Here is a 17,756-nt window from a genome sequence, read left to right as displayed (position 1 = left end):
GCGCCCTGAACGTTCTACGGGCCGGGCTGGTCCGTCGCGACGCCGCACCGGCATAGCGAGAAGCCCCCTCGTTCACGAGGGGGAGGAGTCACGAACGCAGCCACGGATGTCGCCGTGACGAGCCTGATTGCCAGATACGCCGAACTGGTCGACTCCGGCGACTTCGCCGGCGTGGGCGGGTTGTTCGCCGACGCGGTGTTCGTGGGAAGCGGGGCACCCGCCGAGGGGCGCGAGGCCGTCGAGCGGATGCTCAGGGACACCGTGATCCTCTACGAGGACGGCACACCGCGCACCCACCACGCCACGACGAACATCGCCGTCAGGGCCGACGAGAAGGCGGGCACGGCCACTGCGCGTTCCTACGTCACCGTCTTTCAAGCCCTGCCTGACTTCCCGTTGCAGGCCATCGCCGCGGGCCGGTACGGCGACCGATTCGAACGCCGCGAGGGGGAGTGGCGGTTCGTCGAACGCCGGGTTCTTATCCACCTGGTGGGCGATGTGAGCCGCCACCTGCGCACGTAGCGAGCGCCGGTCGCCCTGGTGACTGACGCGCCGTTCGGAAGCTGGTCCTGGCGGCGTGGTGTCGCCGCCGCTGCATCATCTGGCGGTACAGGCACACCGGCGATATTCGTTTGCACACCCATGTCACACGGGCCAACGTTGCCTGGGACCGGACGAAGGCAGGGAACATGACCGCGCAGACCCACCCCGTCGACCACGAACTCATCGAGGCCGCAGAGCACATGGCTCGCACTCGCTGCCGGGGCGACAACCACACCGTGGCAGCCGCGGCCCGTGCCCGGGACGGCCGGATCGTCACCGCGGTGAACGCGTACCACTTCACGGGAGGACCCTGCGCCGAGCTGGTCGTCATCGGTGCGGCCGCCGCCCAGGGCGCCTACGAGCTGGACACGATCGTCGCCGTGGGCGACCGCGACCGAGGGGTTGTTCCCCCGTGCGGCCGGTGCCGACAGGCCCTTCTCGACTACTTCCCCACCCTCAAGGTCATCGTCGGGAAAGACGACCGCATCCGAACCGTGCAGATCGCCGACTTGCTGCCTGAAAGCTATGTCTGGGCCGACCACCAGCTCGATGCCGAGTGAATCACCACTACCGAAGTCTTGCGGTAGTTGCCTCCCTCGGCCCGCGCCGAGTTGGAACTCCGAGTGCGCGCCTTGGACTCGTCAGTCCGCCGCTTGCCGGAGGCCGTCGAGGATGAGGTCCAGTCCGAATACGAACTCGTCGCTGTAGGCGTACCCGGGACGCATGACGTGAGCGGTCGCGATCTCGGCCAGGTACGGGTACTCGCCGTCACCGAAACCGCTCATGATGGACTCCGCCAGTTCGGCGGTCTCCTCCGGGGTGTCGAAGGGCAAGGCCTTCTCCTGCAGGGCGAACCCGTAGATGTAGCTGTCGAGAACCGAGACGGCGTGGGCGGTCAGCGCGAGCGAGAATCCGCCCTGACGCAGGCAGCCGAGAACGGCGTTGTGATGACGCAGGGTGGCCGGACCCGGAGTGGACCGCGATTCCATCAGCCCGATCGCCCAGCGGTGGCGGGACAGCACGAGGCGCATGGAGATGGCCCGCTGCCGCATCGCCTGTCGCCAGTCGTCACCCGGCGTGGGCAGTTCGACCTCGCCGAAGACCAGGTCAACCATGCCGTCGAGTAGGTCCTCCTTGTTGGCCACGTGGTTGTACAGGGACATCGCCTCGACTCCGACGGCCTCGCCGAGCTTGCGCATGCTCAGCGTTTCCAGACCGCCGCTGTCGGCGAGTTCGACGGCGGCATGCAGCACCCGCTGCCGGGTGAGCGTCTCGCGGGTCGGCTGCGCGGTGGTACGTCGGGTCACGGTGGACGGTCACTTCCTCTCGGGGTCTCCCAGCGTTGACGAGCTTACGTCGTAAGTGCTCTACTTACGGTGTAAGTCAAACTTACGCTGTAAGTAAGCGCAGCCGGGAGCCATAGCGATGCGGAACATGAGCGAGCCGATCTCAATCACCGGTGGGACCCAGACGATGGTGGCCGTCATCCAAGGGCACTACGGCGCCGAGCCGGAGGCCGTGCTGCGCACGGCGCGGCTCGCCCGGCCCACCATCGGTTCGGGCGAGGTACTGGTGCGGGTGCGCGCCTCCAGCGTGGACCGGGGCACCTGGCACATGATGGCCGGTCTGCCGTACGCGGTCCGGGCCGTCAGCGGGCTCCGCAGGCCGAAGCTCCCCAACCCCGGCCGCAACATCGCCGGTGTCGTCGAGGCCGTCGGCTCCGACGTGGCCGGGTTCGCGCCCGGCGAGGAGGTCTACGGCACGGCGGTCGCCGCGTTCGCCGAATACGCAGCCACCCGTCCCGACAGGATCGCTACCAAACCGGCCGGACTCACCTTCGAGGAGGCGGCGACGGTACCCGTCAGCGCGCTCACCGCACTCCAGGCGGTCCGCGACAGGAGCAAGGTCCAGGACGGCCAGCAGGTCCTGATCACGGGAGCCGCCGGCGGCGTGGGCACCTTCGCCGTCCAACTCGCCCACGCCTTCGGTGCCCAGGTCACGGCCGTCGCGAGTGCTCCCAAGCTCGACGCCGTACGCGCGCTGGGCGCCGACCGCGTGATCGACTACGCCCGCGAGGACTTCCTCGCCGGTCCGCAACGCTACGACGCCATCATCGACATCGCAGGCAACCGCGGTCTGCGTGATCTGCGCCGCGCCCTCACGCCCCGCGGCAGGCTGGTCATCACCGGTGGCGAGACAGACGGCTCCTGGCTCGGAGGCACCGACCGGCAGCTTCGCGCACAGATGCTGTCCCCGTTCGTCGGCCAGCATCTGGGCACCTTCATTGCCTCCGAGCACGCCGATGGGCTGCGCGACCTGACCGCTCTCATCGATACGGGCGTGCTCCGCCCTGTCGTGGACCGGGTCCACCCGCTAGCCGAGACCGCCACCGCCATCCGGCACCTTCTCGACGGCCGCGTCACGGGCAAGCTGGCACTCGCCGTGCCCGCCGAGTGATGCCGTGGGCAGACGCCGCCAACATGCCAACCGCCGGCGGCCATCGCCAGGAATCCCAGTTCACGCTGAGCTTCGTGATCGCCCTCGGTGCGATGGTGCGTAACTACGTTCCCCCAGGCCTACCCGTCGGTGCCTCTCAGCCCGGCTCGTCGGTACCTCAGAAACTGCCGTCTGTCTTGCTCGGACCGTAAATCCCTCGGTCCCGCCGGACCGGGGCGGTAGCTTGCCGCCATGTGTACATCGACAGGTGAGGCCGCATTTTCCGGCACGATCGTGTACTGCGGGCGACAGCACCATCCCGTCCATGGCCTCATCCATGTCCTGGGCTACCAGAACACCGCCGTCAACCTGGCGGCCGGCCCGAACGCCATGCTGCTGCACCTGCCCACCAGGCAACTCACCCCCAGGCACTTCCTCTCCGCCGGACGCACCGGCGACGTCCTGCAGCGCATGGTCGCCGCCGTCGAAACCGACGCCACCGGAGCCGACGACATCGCGTGGATGAGCGCGGAGCCGGAGCCCGTCCAGATCTTCGACCACGACGTCTACACGGTGCTCCTGGCCGCCGACCCCACCACGATCCCCGCCGCGCTGCGGCAGGTGCCGCCGCACCGCCGCCCTGACCTCGACCCCGGCCTCCTGCGCTTCTACGCCGACCACTTCCCCGACCACACCGTCGTCGTCTGCTGCTTCGACAACGCAGACGCCCAACGTGCCAAGCCCCTGCTGCTCTGGTATCCGCCGCTCGACCCGGACCGGCTGACTCTGCCGGCCCTGGACAGCCACACCGGAGCGGCGCCGGACCTGGACACCGCCGTGTCCGTCGACCACTGGGTCCTGCTCTCCACCGACCAGGCCCCCGCCGGCTGGGGCGAACCTGTCGACTACCCGAGAGGCATGCGGCACAGCCTGCGCACCTTCCTCCCCGACGCGGTCCTGGGCCGGCACTACGGCCGAGAACAGGCCCTGCCCAACGGGGACTTCACGATCAGCCACCGTGACCTCCTCGCCGGCGACCTCGACCGCATAACGCGCCTTCAGCCGACCCGCCGCTGAGAGCAGGGCAACCGGACCGTCTCGTCAGCAGGCCACGCCCCGCGTCGGAGCGTCGTGCGGATCAGGCGGTCGACGCGCCGTTCCCGTATGTCGTCTCCAGGAACGAGGCCAGTTCGGCGTTGAAGCCTGCCGGATTCTCCATGTTCGGGTAGTGCGCGGCGTCCGGGACGGTGACGGTACGGCCGCCAGGGACAAGCTTCATCAGGCGGTCGGCCATGGCGAGGTGGTCCGGTGCGTCCACGGCGCCGTTGATCGCGCACGCGGGAACGGCGATGTCGGCCGCGCGCTCCCAGGTGGCCGTGACGGGAACCCGATGGTCGGGCTCACCGGGCGTGTGCTTGGCGAGAGTGCCGAGAGTCATCTCCCGTGCACGGCGCACCACGTCAGGACCGACCGCGGCCAGGTCGCGGTGCGGGCCGACGGTGAATCGCATGAATGCGTCGACCCAGCCCGCCACGTCACCCACGGCCAGCGCCAGCTCCTGGGCGGCGAACACGTCCAGCGCCCATGGATCCTCGAAGACGGGCTCGCTGGTACCGACGCCGCTGACGACGACCGCGCGGACCAGTTCCGGGTGTTCCAGTGTGCAGTCGACGGCGGTGGCCCCGCCCATCGAGACGCCGATCAGCACGGCCGGGTCCGCGTCCAGGCTCCGCAGCAGCGCGGCGACGTCGTCGGCGTGCCGGAAGGGGCCGACCGCATTGTCCGACCCGCCGTGTCCACGGGCGTCGAACGCGATGACCCGGTGGCGCGGAGCGAAGGCTCGGAACTGTTCCTCCCACATGCGGTGGTCGAGGAAGCCACCGTGCAGGAACACCAGGGGCGGCCCGGAACCCGCCTCGCGGTAGGCGAGACAGCCGTCGGCGGTCTTGAGTGAGCGGATCGGGGCGGATACGAGATCGGCACTCATGACAACCAAGGTGTCATCTCCGCGCTGCTTTGACAACCTAGGTGTCATCATGGCCGTATGACCGACGAGAGCATCGCAGCCCCCACCACGCCCTCCCCGGACGAACTGGCCGAACGCCTCACTGAGGTCTTCGACCTGGTCGGCCCGCTCTACCGGCGGGTCCACCGCAAGGTGGAGGAGGCGGCGCCGACCGAGGGCCTGTCCGTCGGGGTGCGCGCGGTCCTCGATCTCCTGCGCACCCGGGGGCCGATGACCGTGCCGCACATGGGGCGGGCGCAGGCGCTGAGCCGGCAGTTCGTGCAGCGCACGGTGAACGACGCGGCGCGGCAGGGTCTGGTGGAGAGCGTCGCCAACCCCGCGCACCGCCGGTCGCCGCTCATCCGGCTCACAGATCCGGGCCGGGAGGCGATCGGCGCGGTGCGGGCACGTGAGCACGCACTGCTGCGTCGCGTGGACGGTGATCTGACCATGCCGGACATCGACGCGTGCCTTCGCGTACTCGGCGCTATGCACGCGCTGTTCGAAGACGTGGACGTGGACTGAGCAACGGCACCACGACAAGTGGAGCCGGAACACCAGTGCCTTGTACGGTGCAGCACCGCCAGGGGTCGGCTACTTTGGGAAAGTACCTGGCCAGAGGGGGGTAACAAGCCGTAACCCAGCGGGGACGCTCCATGACCGGCCTGATCGTCATTCTGCTCCTCGTGGTCCTGGCCACCGCTGTGGCGACCGGTGCCCGGCGTTGGAGCCTGCCCGCCCCCTCGCTCCTCGTCATCGCCGGTCTGGTCGTCGGGCTGATGCCCTGGGTCCCCGAGGTTCGTCTGCCGCCGCACGTGATCAACGTGTTGGTGCTGCCACCGCTGCTCTACGCCGCGGCCGGCGAGATCTCCGTGCGCGACGTACGCGCCGTATGGCGGCCTGTGACCGGCCTGGTATTCGGCCTGGTTCTCGCGTCGGCCGTCGCGGTCGGCTACGTCGCCCGAGAGATCACCCCGCTGACCACGGCGACCGCGTTCATCCTCGGCTCCGTTCTGGCCAGCACCGACCCGGTGGCCGTCACCGCGCTCGGCCGGCGCCTGTGCCTACCGTCGCGCGTGCAGGCCATGGTGCAGGCGGAAAGCCTGTTCAACGACGCGACATCCCTGGTCCTGTACAAGGTCGCGGTGGTCACCGCGGTCTCCGGCAGCGCGATCAGTGTGGCCGGGACCGTCGAGCAGTTCCTGATCCTCGCGGGGGGAGGAGCCCTCATCGGGGCGGCGGTCGCCATCGTCGTGGCCCTCATTCGCAGACGCACCGAGGACCCGATACTGGAGACCGTCATCGCATTGATCACTCCGTACGCCTCGTACGTCATCGCGGAGCAATCGCACAGCTCCGGCGTGACCGCCGTCATCGTGTCCGGGGTCGTCCTCGGCAGCACCGGCCACAAGCTCAGCAACGCCCCTATCCGCATCCAGGTCCACGCCGTCTACGACACGGTCGCCTTCCTGCTGGAGAGCGTCGTCTTCGCCCTCATCGGCCTCGAACTCCCCTCCGCCGTCCATCAGCTCGCACGCGATGAGCACGGCTGGCCGCTGTGGGTACCGGTGATCGCCTTCACCGTGCTGACGATCAGACTGCTGTGGGTCTTCCCGTTGTCCGCCCTGATCCATGCCCGGCGTGGGGGGAGCGACAGTCGGCTCTCCTGGCGCGTTCCGGCCGTCTTGTCGTGGGCGGGCACCCGAGGCGTGATGCCGCTGGCCGCCGCGCTCTCCATCCCGCTGACCACCGCCACCGGGGCGCCGCTGCCGCACCGAGCACTGATCCTCACCCTCACCACCGGGACCATCGTGCTCACCCTGATCTTCCAGGGGTTCACCCTCGCGCCTGTCGTGCGCCGCTCCGGCATCGCTCTGGAACCGGAGCACACCGCACGCGAGGAGGCCCGGACCCGTCGGCACATCGCCCACGCAGCTCTCGAAGAGCTCAAACAGCTCGGCGATCCGGACCAGCTCGCAGATCTGGGCGCCGCGGCCGAGGCCGCCTTGAAGCAGGCCCGTCGCCATCTGGAAGCGCGCGTGCAGCAGGCCGACGATGCCCACTACAGCGATCCGGACGCCCGTCCCGCCGACGCCTACCGCGAGGTACGCCGCACACTCATCGCCATTGAGGCGGCCGAACTCCAGCGCCTCTACGAAGCGAACAAGATCAGCAACGCCACCCGGCGCCGTATCCAGCGCGAACTCGACCTCGAAGAAGCCAGCCTCCGCGCCCGCGGCTGACCTCCGGTCCCAGGCGGCCGGGCGGCGTACGGACCGCGTCCTGGAGCTTGGTGTGCGCTTCAGCCGAGTGCGTCCAGAGCGGCTTCGAGGCGCGGGTAGTGGTCGGCGTGCGCCTCCGGTACGGCGATCCAGTCCTTCATGGCGCGGCCGGGCGCGGGCTCGAAGACCGCGGCGCCGGGCAGGGCGAGGGCCTGGTCGAACGCGGGTGAGCCGGCGATCAGACGGAACACGAGGGCGTCGGGTTGCTGGACGGCGAACGCCTTGCCGTGTCGGTTCTTGAGTGTGGTCTTGCCAAACATCGCGGCGCGGGCGACCCCGCGGTCGGCGAGATCGGTGACGAGTCGGTCGAAGTGCTCTGCGGCGGTCATGGGCGTCCTTGCGTAGGGCCGGCTGCTGTGACATGGGTGAGTGAGCTCCCGGTGCATCAGCGGTGGCAGCCCGGCGGGTGTACCTCGTCATAGTCGCCCGGTGCGCGGTCGCGGGGATCCGCGCACATCGGGCGCCGGGAGTGGTGTCGGGGTCAGGCCGTCCACCGGGGGTCGCGGCCGCTGGCGGCGAGGGCGCGCTCGAAGGGACCCCCGTGCGCCGGTGTGTCGAGGGCCGGGCCGTAGCCGCCGGTGGCACGGGCCTGGTCACCGATCTGCTCGACGACCGCAAGCACGGCTTGGGCGGTGTCCTCGGCCAGGACCACCTCGCGGCCCGCGCCACGGGCCAGGTCCCAGCCGTGCAGGGCCAGTTCCTGCAGTGTGATCGCGGAGGCGAGCGTTGCGGGCAGCTCGCCCGGTCCGAACGTGGTCATGCCCTCCAGAGCACCCGGCTCGGCCCACGTAGCAGCGGCCTGGACGGCGAGGTCGGCCACGGTGGCCGGAGAGGCGTCCGTGACGGGCTCCTCCGAGAGCGGGAGCTTGCGGGCGGCGCGGGCCGAGTTCACCAGGAGCGGGGCGACGTGGGCGAGCAGCCCGGTCACGGTGAATCCCGGGCACGGGGTCGGAGCGGCCATCGCTTCGGCGGGCAGGGTGCGCACGAGGTCGGCGACGACGCGGGCGACCTCGGTCAGCGGGGTCTCGGCGACGAACTTCGGGGCGGCCTGGCCGGTCTCGGCGTAGCCCTTGAGGATCTGCATCAGTTCGGCCCAGGTGCGCTCGATCATCGCGTGGTCCTGGTCGTCGCTGTTCAGGCCGGTGTGCGCGAAGTGCAGCTCGCTGCCCTGGGCCGTGGCCTGGACGGCGTAGACGATCTCGGTGCCGATCCAGTTCGGCGGGCCCGCCAGCACGGTCATCGCGACGCGCTCGGGACGGTCGTCGGTGACCTTGAACTGCCATGCGGGCCCGGGGTAGCCGGGGAAGGTCAGGTACTGGACACCGCCCTCGACACGGGCACGGTCGGTGAACCAGCCGGTGATGCCCTCGGCGGTGGCCACCGCCTGATGGACGGCGGCGGGCTGGGCGGCGATCGGGGTCTGCAGAGTGATGGCGGACATGGGTGGGGGTCCCTTCGCTGGGGCGTGCGCTCGGTGGCCGGGTCGGCTGGGGCACTTATTTCAGTCATGACTAAAACATCGGCGTCCGGAGGTGTCAAACTTGAGCAGTCACTAAAATGTGCAGGTAGCATGTCCCCATGGACGCGACGCAGGCCATCGCCGAGCCCCGACGGCGCGAGATCCTGCGGCTGATCTGGGACCGGGAGCTGAGTGCCGGCGAGATCGCCGCTCACTTCGACGTGACCTTCGGTGCCGTCTCGCAGCATCTGAAGGTGCTGCGCGAGGCGGGGTTGGTCAGCCTGCGCAAGGATGGCAGACAGCGGATCTACCAGGCGGACCGCGAGGGCATGGGGCCGCTCGCCGACTATCTCCAGTCCATGTGGGCGGTCAGGCTCGACACCCTCGCCGCGCTCGCCGAAGCAGCCGAACGGAGCCAGGGGCCATGACCTCGAGCGTCACCGTGGAGAAACGCATCAACGCCCGCCCGGAGACCGTCTTCGGCTTCTTCACCGACCGGGACAAGTGGCTGTCCTGGATGGGCGCGGACGGCACCTTCAGTTTCGAACCAGGGGGCGCCTACGCCACCAATGTGACCGGCGACAACCACGCCGCCGGCACCTTCGTGGAGATCACCCCGTACCACCGTGTGGTGTTCACCTGGGGCTGGACCAAGGGCGGTATGCCGGACGTCCCGCCCGGATCCAGCACGGTGACCGTCGATCTGGCTCCCGACGGCGAGGGCACCCAGCTCCGCCTCACCCACAGCGGCCTGCCCACCGCCGAAGCCTGCGCAGCCCACGAGGAGGGCTGGCGCCACTACACCGACCGCCTCGCCACCCGCGCCGCCGGCGGTGACCCGGGCCCCGACGCCTGGATGTGACTGCGCGCGGGCTGGAGAATCGGGCCGGTGCCGCGTCAGTTATTGATGGACAGTGGCGTCCCGTCGGCTGTGGGGCGGTGGTTGATGTTCCATCAGGCGTCCGCTGACGGAGCGTCTCGAACATCGTAGAAGTCTCCGACACCTCGCCACCTGACCGTCCGGGAACGTCGGCTGACCTGCACGAAGCGCGAAGTGGCCCTCGAACGAGAAGAGTTGGTATGCAGACTGTCGAGGAAGTCGACAACTTCGTGGCGAAGGCGCACGCCGGACAGGTCGACAGGATCGGCGTCCCGTATGTCGAGCATGTCCGCGCGGTCGCTGCCGGACTCGCGCCGTTCGGGCCGGAGTTGGTGATGGCCGGGCTGCTGCACGACGTGATCGAGGACACCGACTGGACGGCCCGGCAGCTGATGGCGGTTGGCGTGCCGGCGCATGTGGTCTCGGTCGTGGAGACCGTGACCAACCAGCCCGGTGTGCCCTACGGCGAGAAGATCAAGCGCATCACGGGCAACCGAGACGCAACCCTTGTGAAGATCGCCGACAACGCGCACAACAGCCACCCCGACCGGATCGCCCGGCTCCCGGCCGAGCAGCGTGATCGGCTGGCTGCGAAGTACCGCCAAGCGCGCGACACGCTCTGGGCCGCCGCCGACGGCAAGCACATCGAGGTCGTCCTCTCGATCGTCAATCCCTCGCTGATTGCCGAGCTGTGTGAGCGGTAGGCCCATCAGTCCCCTCTGCGCCCTGGTCGCTGGTAGGGGTGATGTGAGCTGGAGCACACGGCCGTGGGGCTTCCGGTTTGGCTGACGGAAGCGTACGTTCCGTTTACCTCGCGACGGCGCCTTTCGGGGCGCTGGCCCGCCGGGCCTGGGACGGCGGGCCACGCGGGGGCCAATCAGCACTGCTGAGCGGCAAAAATAGACCGGCGCCCGGCGCGGACGTCACACCTGATCGGGTGACTGCAAGCCGGCTCGCCCGTGGTCCTGGAGCCCTACTTCGGGCCGGACGGGTGCGCACCCCTGCACCTGCCTGTACCCATTGAGCGGGGCTGGGGCCGAGGGACCGCGCGGGGACGGCCGAGGAGTCGCCACACCCCTCTCTCGACCTTCTGTGATTCAGCGGTCGGTCCCTGGGCTGCGGATGCCCGCGGGGCCTTTCACGGTGTGCAGGACGAGGGAGCTCTCGACGGCCGGAAGCCCGGAGACGGTGTTGGTCAGGTACTCGTAGAACCCTGGGACGCTGGGGGTGGAGACAGAAGCGTAGAGATTGCGGGTGCCGGTGATGGCGGCGGCGAAGGCCACCTCGGCTTGGCGGGCCAGCGCCCGGCCGGTAGCGGCGAGATCCGTGGGCGGCAACGTCAGCCACAGCTGCGTGCGGATCGGCAGCCCGAGCCGTGCGCGGTCGGTGTCGATGTCGAAGTAGAGCACGCCGCTGTCGCGTAGGTCGGCGATCCGGCGTTGCACCGTGGACTGCGCCACCCCGGTCTCGGCGGCGAGTTGGTTGAGCGGTAGGCGGCCGTCACCCCGCAGCAGGGAGAGGATGCGGTGGTCGATGTCGTCCAGGTGGACGGGTCCGGCCGGGTCGGCCGCCGATGAGGTCTGTGGGCTCAGCTGCGTGGTCTGTTCGGGGGAGAGGACGCCCCGTGGTGATCACACTGTCGCTGCGGCCGAAGAAGACGTGCAGCAGACAGTGGGCGCTCAGGTCGAGGATCCGCGCGCTGCGAGGAAGCGTCTTCAGGAGCAGTTCGTCGGCGGGGGTGGGGGCGGAGGTCCGGCAGACCAGTTCGGTGCCGCCGGCGGTGCGGCTGATCCAGGAGGTGTCCGTCCGCCGGGCGAGGGCGGACGCGACGTCGCCTGCTGAGTCCGGCGTGCAGCGGATCCGTACCAGCCACCCGATGTGGCCCAGCCGGGAGGGATCGGTCAGTCCCCAGATGCGCAGGGAACCCTCCGCGCGCAGCCGGGCGTAACGCCGGGCGACGGTCTGGTCGGAGACTCCGACGACGGAGGCGATCCGGGAGAAGGACGCCCGTGCGTCCAGATGCAAGGCGTGGAGGATCCGAAGGTCGATCTCGTCGTAGTGGTCGGATTCCATCGTGAGACCTCGGATCGTGTCGGATTCACCGACCTTAGGGCCTGTGGGCGGACCTGGGCCCGGGCGGCGGACACGATGAGGCCATGAACACGGATTCCCGGATACCAGCTGAGCACGCCGCCGTCCAGATCGTGGGCGGCAACATCGTAGGGTCCTCGGCCGCGCTCTTCCTCGCCGCGCGCGGCATCGCCCCCGTCCTTGTCGAGAAGCACCCGGCGGTGTCGACCCGGCTACGGGCCAAGCTGTTCTATCCACGCACCATGGAGGCGTACCGCTGCGTAGGGGCCGACCAGGAAATATACGCCGTCCAGCACAGTCTTCCGCCGGCCGATCACGCCGCGGTGGTCAGCTCTCTTGCGGGGCCGGAAGTGCGGCGCTGGCTTCTGCCGGCCGCGGCGGACTTCGGTGACGTCTCGCCCTGTCCGAGCGCGCTCGTCAAGCAGGCCGATCTGGAGGAGGTGGTCCGTGCGCACGCCCGCGCCGCCGGCGCCGACCTTCGTTTCCGTCACCGATTTCTCCACCTGCGCCGGTACGACGACCATGTCGTCGCCCACATGCTCGACCCGGCCGGGAAGCCGTACACCGTGGAGGCCGACTATCTACTGGCCGCGGACGGAAACCGCAGCGCCATCCGAGAAGGGCTCGGTATCAGCCACAGCGGCGACAAGGCGGTCTCGCACGTCATGGAGATCGGTTTCCAGGCCGACCTTCGCCCGGTCCTCGAGGGCCGCCGCCTCGCCCTGGCCTGGACCGACACGCCCGAGCGCGCCTTCATCTCCTGGAACACCGCCTACGACCGCGGGACGGTGTCGGTGACGTACAGCCCCGCCGCCGTCGACCTGGATACCGTCTTCGACACCGGGCGGCGCCGTGACATCGTGTCACGCGCGCTCGGGCTACCCGCGTCTCGCTTCACGATCACCGGGAACCGGCCGTGGCAGATGGCCGGCTGGGTGGCCGATGCCTATAGCACCGGCCGGGTCTTCCTGCTTGGAGACGCGGCACATGTCACCCCGCCGACCGGTGGCTTCGGCGCCAACGCCGGCATTCAGGACGCCTGGAACCTCACTGTCAAGCTGGTCTCCGTACTACGCGACGACGCCGATCCGGGGCTGCTGGACGACTACGCGTCCGAGCGCCATGCGGTGGGCAGGCTCACGGTCGAGCAGGCGCTGCTGCGCCTCGGGGACCGCGCCGAAACGCCGGTCGACAGTCGTCCCCTGCTCAGCGAGGCGGCAGTGGCGATCGGCTACCGCTACCGCATGCCCGGCGACGATCCGGACCGCTCCGTGCCGGAGGTGGACGAGCCGGGCCGCTGGCGGGGCGAGCCCGGCACCCGCCTGCCGCACATGTTCCTCACCGGCCGGTACGACGGCCTCTCGACGCTCGACCTGGTCCGCGACGGCCGCCATCTGCTGCTCTCCGGGCCCGAAGGGCACGGCTGGGTACGAGCCGCACACGAGGTGGATCCACGAGGCACCTTCCTCGGCGTTGCTCAGCTGCCCCGGCAGGCTCGTTCCGGAACGGCACGGCCGACCGATGTCTGCGGCATCGGCGACCACGGCGCCATGCTGGTCCGCCCCGACCACGTGATCGCCTGGCGCACCACCCATGCCACCGCGAACCCCACCACAGCGCTGACCGAGGCCGTACGACAGGCTGTCCGGCCCATCCGTGTCACGGCATGACCGGGCCGAACGGAAGGGCGTACTCCCATCGGGGCTGCCAGTGGAACGGGTGTCCACGGCCCGTTGCAGGTCGGAGTACGTCAGTTGTCCAAGTCCCTGAGGACTTCCACTTCGTGGGGGCGCAGCACGCGCCCGTCCGGGAGGGTGAGCTCGAGGCGGGCCACCGGCGTGCCGGTCCGCTGCTCCACGAGCGGCAGGGGCTCCTCGTCCGGAGCGAAGAGAAAGTCCTGACCCCATTGCCGGAGGGCGTGCAGCACAATGCCCAGCGACTCGCCCCTCTCCGTGAGCACGTACTCCTGGTAGGCGCTGCCGTCGGACGCGGGCTCCAGGCGGAGGATGCCATGGGAGACGAGTTTGCTCAGCCGTGCGCTGAGGATGTTCTTGGCCAGGCCGAGGCGCTTCTGGAACTCGGAGAAGCGGCGTGCGCCGTCCAGTGCGTCGCGGACGATGAGCAGCCACCACCAGTCGCCGATCTGGTCCAGTGAACGTGCCACTGGGCATGCGGCGTCGGTGGATCTGGTCCTCTGCACCACAGTGGCCCCCTCGGTCGGAGAGTGGTGATCGTCTGCGGGTGGTTGCTTCTCTAAACTACTGCGGCCTCTGCGGCCTCTGCGGCCTCTGCGGGCGCGGGCTCCTGGGCGACCGTCCTGGCCGGGCGGCACAGTACATGCCGGAGCGTGCTCGCGTACAGGAGCAGGAACACCGCGCTCACGAGCGTCAGCAGGACCCAGGTGGCGGCCCGCCAGCCGGAGGTGCCGGTGCCTGCCAGCCAGCGGATGAGGAAGTTGGTGCTGGTGGCGACGGGGAAGGAGAAGGTCCAGTACCCGTAGTGGAACGACTGCTGGCGCACGTCCGGGAGCAGGAAGGCGATGATGAGGAGCGTGAAGAGCAGCAACCCCACGAAGCCGTAGGCGATCGGGTCGAGCACGCCGTGGTGAGCGGCCGTCCAGGCAAGACCTCCGGTGGCCGGCGGAATGATCAGAACGGTGAGCGTGGGGCGGGCGGGGGCGGGCATGTTGCCGCCGTTCGCGACAAGGTGGCCGAGGATCACGGTGCCGAACGCGAGCCAGTACAGGATCCCTACGGCGAAGGTGGCCGCCGCGAGTTCCGGGTAGCGCAGGGTCGAGGCCGTGACGCTGGAGACGAACGGGGCCGACACCACCGGAAGCAGATAGCCGGGGTGCAACGGTGCCGAGTCGAGGCCCCCCGTGACCCAGTGGGCCACGAGGCCAGCGGCGATGATCGCCGCTGTCGCGCCGAAGAAGATGTAGACCCCGCGTGCGAGGTCCAGGTTGTAGTGGGAGACGTGCCCGGCCGAGAGCATGCCGACGATGGGGACGTAGGCGAGGGCGAACCCTTGGCCGGGATGGTGCAGGTCGTCACGGATGTTGCGCCACCGCACCCCGCCGTGGCGGAGGTAGCGCACCAGCAGGATCACCCAGATCAGGACGCTGAGAGCGAACAGCGCATCACTCACCGAGAAGGATGCGGAGACGGTCGCTGACGCGGACTGCCATGTGCCGCCCAGGCCGGCTGTCCCCAGCGAGATGGACATCAGACCGATGGTCTCCCCGCGAAAAGCCGGCGACTGCCGCCTGCGCGCGTGAGCCCCCGCGGACCGCCCAGACGCGCCGGGGAGGGGAGCCTGTCCCGTGTCAGTGGGCGTGTCCACCATGAACCGTTGCGTGTCGAGCGACTCCATCGGGACCTTTCGGTTGAGTACGGGTTTCGGGTTTCGGGCTTCGGATGCGTCGGTCAGGCGGCCGGGCGCCGTATGAAGAGGAGCTCTTCGCCAACCTCAATACTGGTTGCAAGATTAAACCGACTTGGCCGGTCGCCACCCTCGAGGTGACATAACTGTCATCGTCCAGCATATGCCGACCAACTACTTGGCGCGTCCTGTCGGCCGAGCTCAACCTTGATCGCCAAGCGCAGACGATGGCGCACAGCAGGGCTCATACTCTGCTAAGAGGCGAAAGTCATATGCTTGCGTCGACATGCGGATCACACGCTGATGGTGCGGGGCTCTGGGCTTGCAATGGTGCTGGATCCTAGGGGGCATTGCGGATCGCGCCTCCGCACATCCGTTAGAGACGTTCGCAGTACGACCCTGTGGCTTTGTGTGTCGACGTGTAACGGGAGCCCTTGCTGCTCCCCCCTTGTTCGACATAAGCGAAATGCTTATGCTTACGTTGAACGAGGGTGCGATGTAAGGCGCTGGCCATGGGCCTCCGGTTCGGCACCGCCCCGCGAGTCACTCCTCCGGCCGTGGACGTGGCGCGACAGCGCTGGTCCATGTGCCGAGTCTCAACGGATAGAGGGTCTCCGGTGATCATTGACGCTGCGGAGCTGAACGCTGCCTCCGCGTACAAACTGCTGATCGGAAGCATCATTCCGCGCGCTGTGGCCTGGGTCGGCACGGTGTCCCAGGACGGCGTGGCCAATCTCGCGCCCATCTCCTTCTTCACCGCGGTCGGACGCAAGCCCCCCATGGTCTCGATCTCCCTGCAGCCACGGGAGGACGGGGTGACGCTCAAGGACACGTTCGTCAACATCCGTGACACCGGCGAGTTCGTCACCAACCTGGTGACGCTGCCGCAGGCGGACGCCATGCACAGTTCGGCATTCGAGTTCGGCCCGGAGGTGGACGAGTTCGAGGCGCTCGGGCTGGAGAAGGCGCCGTCGGAGGTGGTGCGCGTGCCCCGGGTCAAGGGGGCGCCGATCGCGTTCGAGTGTGTTGTGGACCGCATCATGCCGGTCGGGGACGACGGGGTCGATCATGTGGTGTGGGGCAGGGTGGTGCGCTTCCACGTCCGGGACGATCTCTATCTGGAGCGTGGGCGGATCGACACCGCCGCCCTGCCGGCCGTCGGCCGACTGGCAGCCGAGTACACGCTGGTCGACAACGTCTTCACCACGCCTCTGGACAAGGACCTGCTCACGGCCCGGGACGGCCGTCGGATGCAGCGCCTGGACGCACACCCGGCCGACTGGTCCCCGATCGACACCGATGTGTGGTCCCCCTCCGGCGCGGTGTCATCTCCCGGAAAGTGAGCACAGTGATGAGGACAGAGCGGGTTGGGAACACCGATGTGCGGTTCCGCCGACAGGGCGAGGGCGACGTCGCCGTCGTGTTCGTGCACGGGTTCCTTGATGACCAGTACGTCTGGGACAGGCTGATCGCCGAGCTGACGACGTCCGGCGTCGAGTGCGTGACGCTCGACCTGGCCGGTTCCGGAGACCGTACGGCGGCGGGTGGGCCGTTCGGGTACGACCGGTTCGCCGACGAGGTGGGCGCCGTGGTCGACGCGCTGGGCAAGCCCTTTGTGATCGTCGGCCAGAGCATGGGGTCAGCGGTGGCCGAACTGGTCGCCGCGGAGCGGCCGGAGCGGGCCGTCGGCCTGGTGCTGGTGACTCCGGCGCCGCTGGCGGGCACCCATCTGCCCGTCGAGGCGATCGACCCCTTCCGCTCGCTGGGCGGAGACGCCGAAGCGCAGCGCGCGGTCAGGCTGCAGCTGTCGGTCGCGCTGCCGGAGGCGGAACTCGACCGGTTGATCGCGACCGGAGTGCGCATGCGTTCTGACGTCGTCCGCGACATGACCGACTGCTGGAACGCCGGTCACCCGGCAGGCGAGCGGCCCAGTCGCTTCACGCACCCGGTACTGATCATCCGCGGCGAGGGCGACGGGTTTGTCACCGAGGAGCTGGTCGGCGAGCTGGTCGCGCCGCGGTTCGGCTCGGTCGAGTCGGTGTCGGTCGGCGGGGGAGGACACTGGGTGCATCTTGAGCGGCCGGTCGAGGTCGCCGGTCATCTCGACCACTTTCTGACCGGGGTGCTCCCCTCGGGCGACGAGGCCGCGGCATCGGCCGTACGCCCGCTGGGATGGACCGACGCCTTCGAGGAGAAGTCCGCCGAGGCGTTCAGGGAGACGTTCGCCGCGGATGTGGTGCTGGAGGCGAGTTCGCTCACCCGTCCGGTCGAAGGCCGGGACCAGGTCACGAGCGTGATGGGTGCGGCGAGCGGCATCTACGAGTCGCTTGCCTTCACTCAGGAGGCTGTCAACGGCCATCGGGTCTACCTGGAGTGGCGGGCCACGGCGTTCGGTGGCATGCCCATCGAGGGCGTGACCATTCTGACCAAGGACGACAACGGGCAGATCGTCCGGATCGCCATCCATCACCGTCCGCTTGGTGCTCTGCACCGGTTCTCCGCGGAGCTGGGGAAGCGGCTGCGCGGTGTGGTCCCGGCCGATCTGTTCCACCAGGGCTGAGCCCGAGTTTCAGTAAGGAGGATATTCGTGACTCCTCCCCCTCGTGAACGAGGGGGCTTCTCGCTATGCCGGTGCGGCGTCGCGACGGACCAGCCCGGCCCGTAGAACGTTCAGGGCGC

The 17,756-nt window shown here is 69.1% G+C and carries 20 protein-coding genes; 12 read left to right on the top strand and 8 right to left on the bottom strand.

All coding sequences use genetic code 11. From position 1 onward, the window contains the following. Positions 1–114 precede the first annotated feature (114 nt). Positions 115–522, top strand: coding sequence for a nuclear transport factor 2 family protein (locus ACFYX0_RS42620; protein ID WP_388979919.1), 408 nt, complete (start codon positions 115–117; stop codon positions 520–522). Between the two features lie 167 nt (positions 523–689). Further along, a complete protein-coding gene (locus ACFYX0_RS42615) occupies positions 690–1,103 on the top strand; it encodes a cytidine deaminase family protein (RefSeq protein ID WP_388979916.1) in 414 nt (137 codons plus the stop codon). 81 nt (positions 1,104–1,184) lie between these two features. Here ACFYX0_RS42615 and ACFYX0_RS42610 read toward each other — a convergent pair whose 3' ends face one another. Beyond that, the gene (locus ACFYX0_RS42610; RefSeq protein ID WP_355914113.1) at positions 1,185–1,850 is read right to left on the bottom strand and encodes a TetR/AcrR family transcriptional regulator; all 666 of its coding nucleotides are present in this window, start codon (positions 1,848–1,850) and stop codon (positions 1,185–1,187) included. A 127-nt stretch (positions 1,851–1,977) separates the two neighbouring features. Here ACFYX0_RS42610 and ACFYX0_RS42605 point away from each other — a divergent pair, with 127 nt between their 5' ends. Both ACFYX0_RS42605 and ACFYX0_RS42600 read left to right on the top strand, forming a co-directional pair. Beyond that, positions 1,978–3,000, top strand: a complete 1,023-nt coding sequence (locus ACFYX0_RS42605) for an NAD(P)-dependent alcohol dehydrogenase (protein WP_388979914.1) — start codon at positions 1,978–1,980, stop codon at positions 2,998–3,000. 231 nt (positions 3,001–3,231) lie between these two features. Beyond that, positions 3,232–4,056, top strand: coding sequence for a hypothetical protein (locus ACFYX0_RS42600; RefSeq protein ID WP_388979911.1), 825 nt, complete (start codon positions 3,232–3,234; stop codon positions 4,054–4,056). 61 nt (positions 4,057–4,117) lie between these two features. On the opposite strand, the gene ACFYX0_RS42595 is transcribed toward ACFYX0_RS42600, so the two are convergent. After that, positions 4,118–4,966: an alpha/beta fold hydrolase gene (locus tag ACFYX0_RS42595; protein WP_388979909.1), complete on the bottom strand. Its 849-nt coding sequence runs from the start codon at positions 4,964–4,966 to the stop codon at positions 4,118–4,120. A gap of 57 nt (positions 4,967–5,023) precedes the next feature. Here ACFYX0_RS42595 and ACFYX0_RS42590 point away from each other — a divergent pair, with 57 nt between their 5' ends. After that, on the top strand, positions 5,024–5,509 hold the full coding sequence (locus tag ACFYX0_RS42590; protein ID WP_388979906.1) for a MarR family winged helix-turn-helix transcriptional regulator: 486 nt from the start codon (positions 5,024–5,026) through the stop codon (positions 5,507–5,509). A gap of 131 nt (positions 5,510–5,640) precedes the next feature. Continuing rightward, positions 5,641–7,227 (top strand): Na+/H+ antiporter, encoded by a 1,587-nt coding sequence (locus ACFYX0_RS42585; protein WP_388979903.1) that lies wholly within the window; start codon positions 5,641–5,643, stop codon positions 7,225–7,227. Between the two features lie 59 nt (positions 7,228–7,286). Here the strand turns inward: ACFYX0_RS42585 and ACFYX0_RS42580 are convergent, their stop codons facing one another. Together ACFYX0_RS42580 and ACFYX0_RS42575 are read right to left on the bottom strand one after the other, a co-directional pair. Continuing rightward, entirely contained in the window at positions 7,287–7,595 is a 309-nt protein-coding gene (locus ACFYX0_RS42580) for a hypothetical protein (RefSeq protein WP_388979900.1), read from the bottom strand. 152 nt (positions 7,596–7,747) lie between these two features. Then, positions 7,748–8,707: a TIGR03086 family metal-binding protein gene (locus ACFYX0_RS42575; RefSeq protein ID WP_388979898.1), complete on the bottom strand. Its 960-nt coding sequence runs from the start codon at positions 8,705–8,707 to the stop codon at positions 7,748–7,750. Between the two features lie 137 nt (positions 8,708–8,844). Here ACFYX0_RS42575 and ACFYX0_RS42570 point away from each other — a divergent pair, with 137 nt between their 5' ends. The 3 genes from ACFYX0_RS42570 to ACFYX0_RS42560 all read left to right on the top strand — a co-directional run bounded on the left by ACFYX0_RS42570 (position 8,845) and on the right by ACFYX0_RS42560 (position 10,309). Then, a complete protein-coding gene (locus tag ACFYX0_RS42570; RefSeq protein ID WP_388979895.1) occupies positions 8,845–9,153 on the top strand; it encodes an ArsR/SmtB family transcription factor in 309 nt (102 codons plus the stop codon). Beyond that, entirely contained in the window at positions 9,150–9,587 is a 438-nt protein-coding gene (locus ACFYX0_RS42565) for an SRPBCC domain-containing protein (protein WP_388979892.1), read from the top strand. The genes ACFYX0_RS42570 and ACFYX0_RS42565 overlap by 4 nt, the downstream gene beginning before the upstream one ends. 218 nt (positions 9,588–9,805) lie before the next feature. After that, positions 9,806–10,309, top strand: coding sequence for an HD domain-containing protein (locus ACFYX0_RS42560; RefSeq protein ID WP_388979889.1), 504 nt, complete (start codon positions 9,806–9,808; stop codon positions 10,307–10,309). Positions 10,310–10,702: 393 nt separating this feature from the next. On the opposite strand, the gene ACFYX0_RS42555 is transcribed toward ACFYX0_RS42560, so the two are convergent. Both ACFYX0_RS42555 and ACFYX0_RS42550 read right to left on the bottom strand, forming a co-directional pair. Further along, positions 10,703–11,116, bottom strand: a complete 414-nt coding sequence (locus tag ACFYX0_RS42555) for an Lrp/AsnC family transcriptional regulator (RefSeq protein WP_388979922.1) — start codon at positions 11,114–11,116, stop codon at positions 10,703–10,705. Continuing rightward, positions 11,106–11,678, bottom strand: a complete 573-nt coding sequence (locus ACFYX0_RS42550; protein ID WP_388979886.1) for an Lrp/AsnC family transcriptional regulator — start codon at positions 11,676–11,678, stop codon at positions 11,106–11,108. The genes ACFYX0_RS42555 and ACFYX0_RS42550 overlap by 11 nt, the downstream gene beginning before the upstream one ends. A gap of 83 nt (positions 11,679–11,761) precedes the next feature. Here ACFYX0_RS42550 and ACFYX0_RS42545 point away from each other — a divergent pair, with 83 nt between their 5' ends. Further along, positions 11,762–13,366, top strand: coding sequence for an FAD-dependent monooxygenase (locus tag ACFYX0_RS42545; RefSeq protein WP_388979883.1), 1,605 nt, complete (start codon positions 11,762–11,764; stop codon positions 13,364–13,366). A gap of 80 nt (positions 13,367–13,446) precedes the next feature. On the opposite strand, the gene ACFYX0_RS42540 is transcribed toward ACFYX0_RS42545, so the two are convergent. After that, positions 13,447–13,899, bottom strand: coding sequence for a winged helix-turn-helix transcriptional regulator (locus ACFYX0_RS42540; RefSeq protein ID WP_388979880.1), 453 nt, complete (start codon positions 13,897–13,899; stop codon positions 13,447–13,449). Between the two features lie 50 nt (positions 13,900–13,949). Next, positions 13,950–14,921: a hypothetical protein gene (locus tag ACFYX0_RS42535; protein WP_388979877.1), complete on the bottom strand. Its 972-nt coding sequence runs from the start codon at positions 14,919–14,921 to the stop codon at positions 13,950–13,952. A gap of 773 nt (positions 14,922–15,694) precedes the next feature. Between ACFYX0_RS42535 and ACFYX0_RS42530 the strand changes: the two genes are divergently transcribed. Together ACFYX0_RS42530 and ACFYX0_RS42525 are read left to right on the top strand one after the other, a co-directional pair. Next, complete coding sequence (locus ACFYX0_RS42530) at positions 15,695–16,420, top strand: flavin reductase family protein (RefSeq protein WP_388979874.1); 726 nt, start codon at positions 15,695–15,697, stop codon at positions 16,418–16,420. Between the two features lie 8 nt (positions 16,421–16,428). After that, positions 16,429–17,637 (top strand): alpha/beta fold hydrolase, encoded by a 1,209-nt coding sequence (locus ACFYX0_RS42525; RefSeq protein ID WP_388979872.1) that lies wholly within the window; start codon positions 16,429–16,431, stop codon positions 17,635–17,637. The last annotated feature ends 119 nt before the right edge of the window (positions 17,638–17,756 follow it).

It is taken from the genome of Streptomyces sp. NPDC002573 (genome assembly GCF_042889625.1).
Classification (GTDB): domain Bacteria; phylum Actinomycetota; class Actinomycetes; order Streptomycetales; family Streptomycetaceae; genus Streptomyces; species Streptomyces gibsoniae.
Note: the sequence above shows the minus strand (reverse complement) of the source record. Positions and strands in the feature narration are given on the sequence as shown.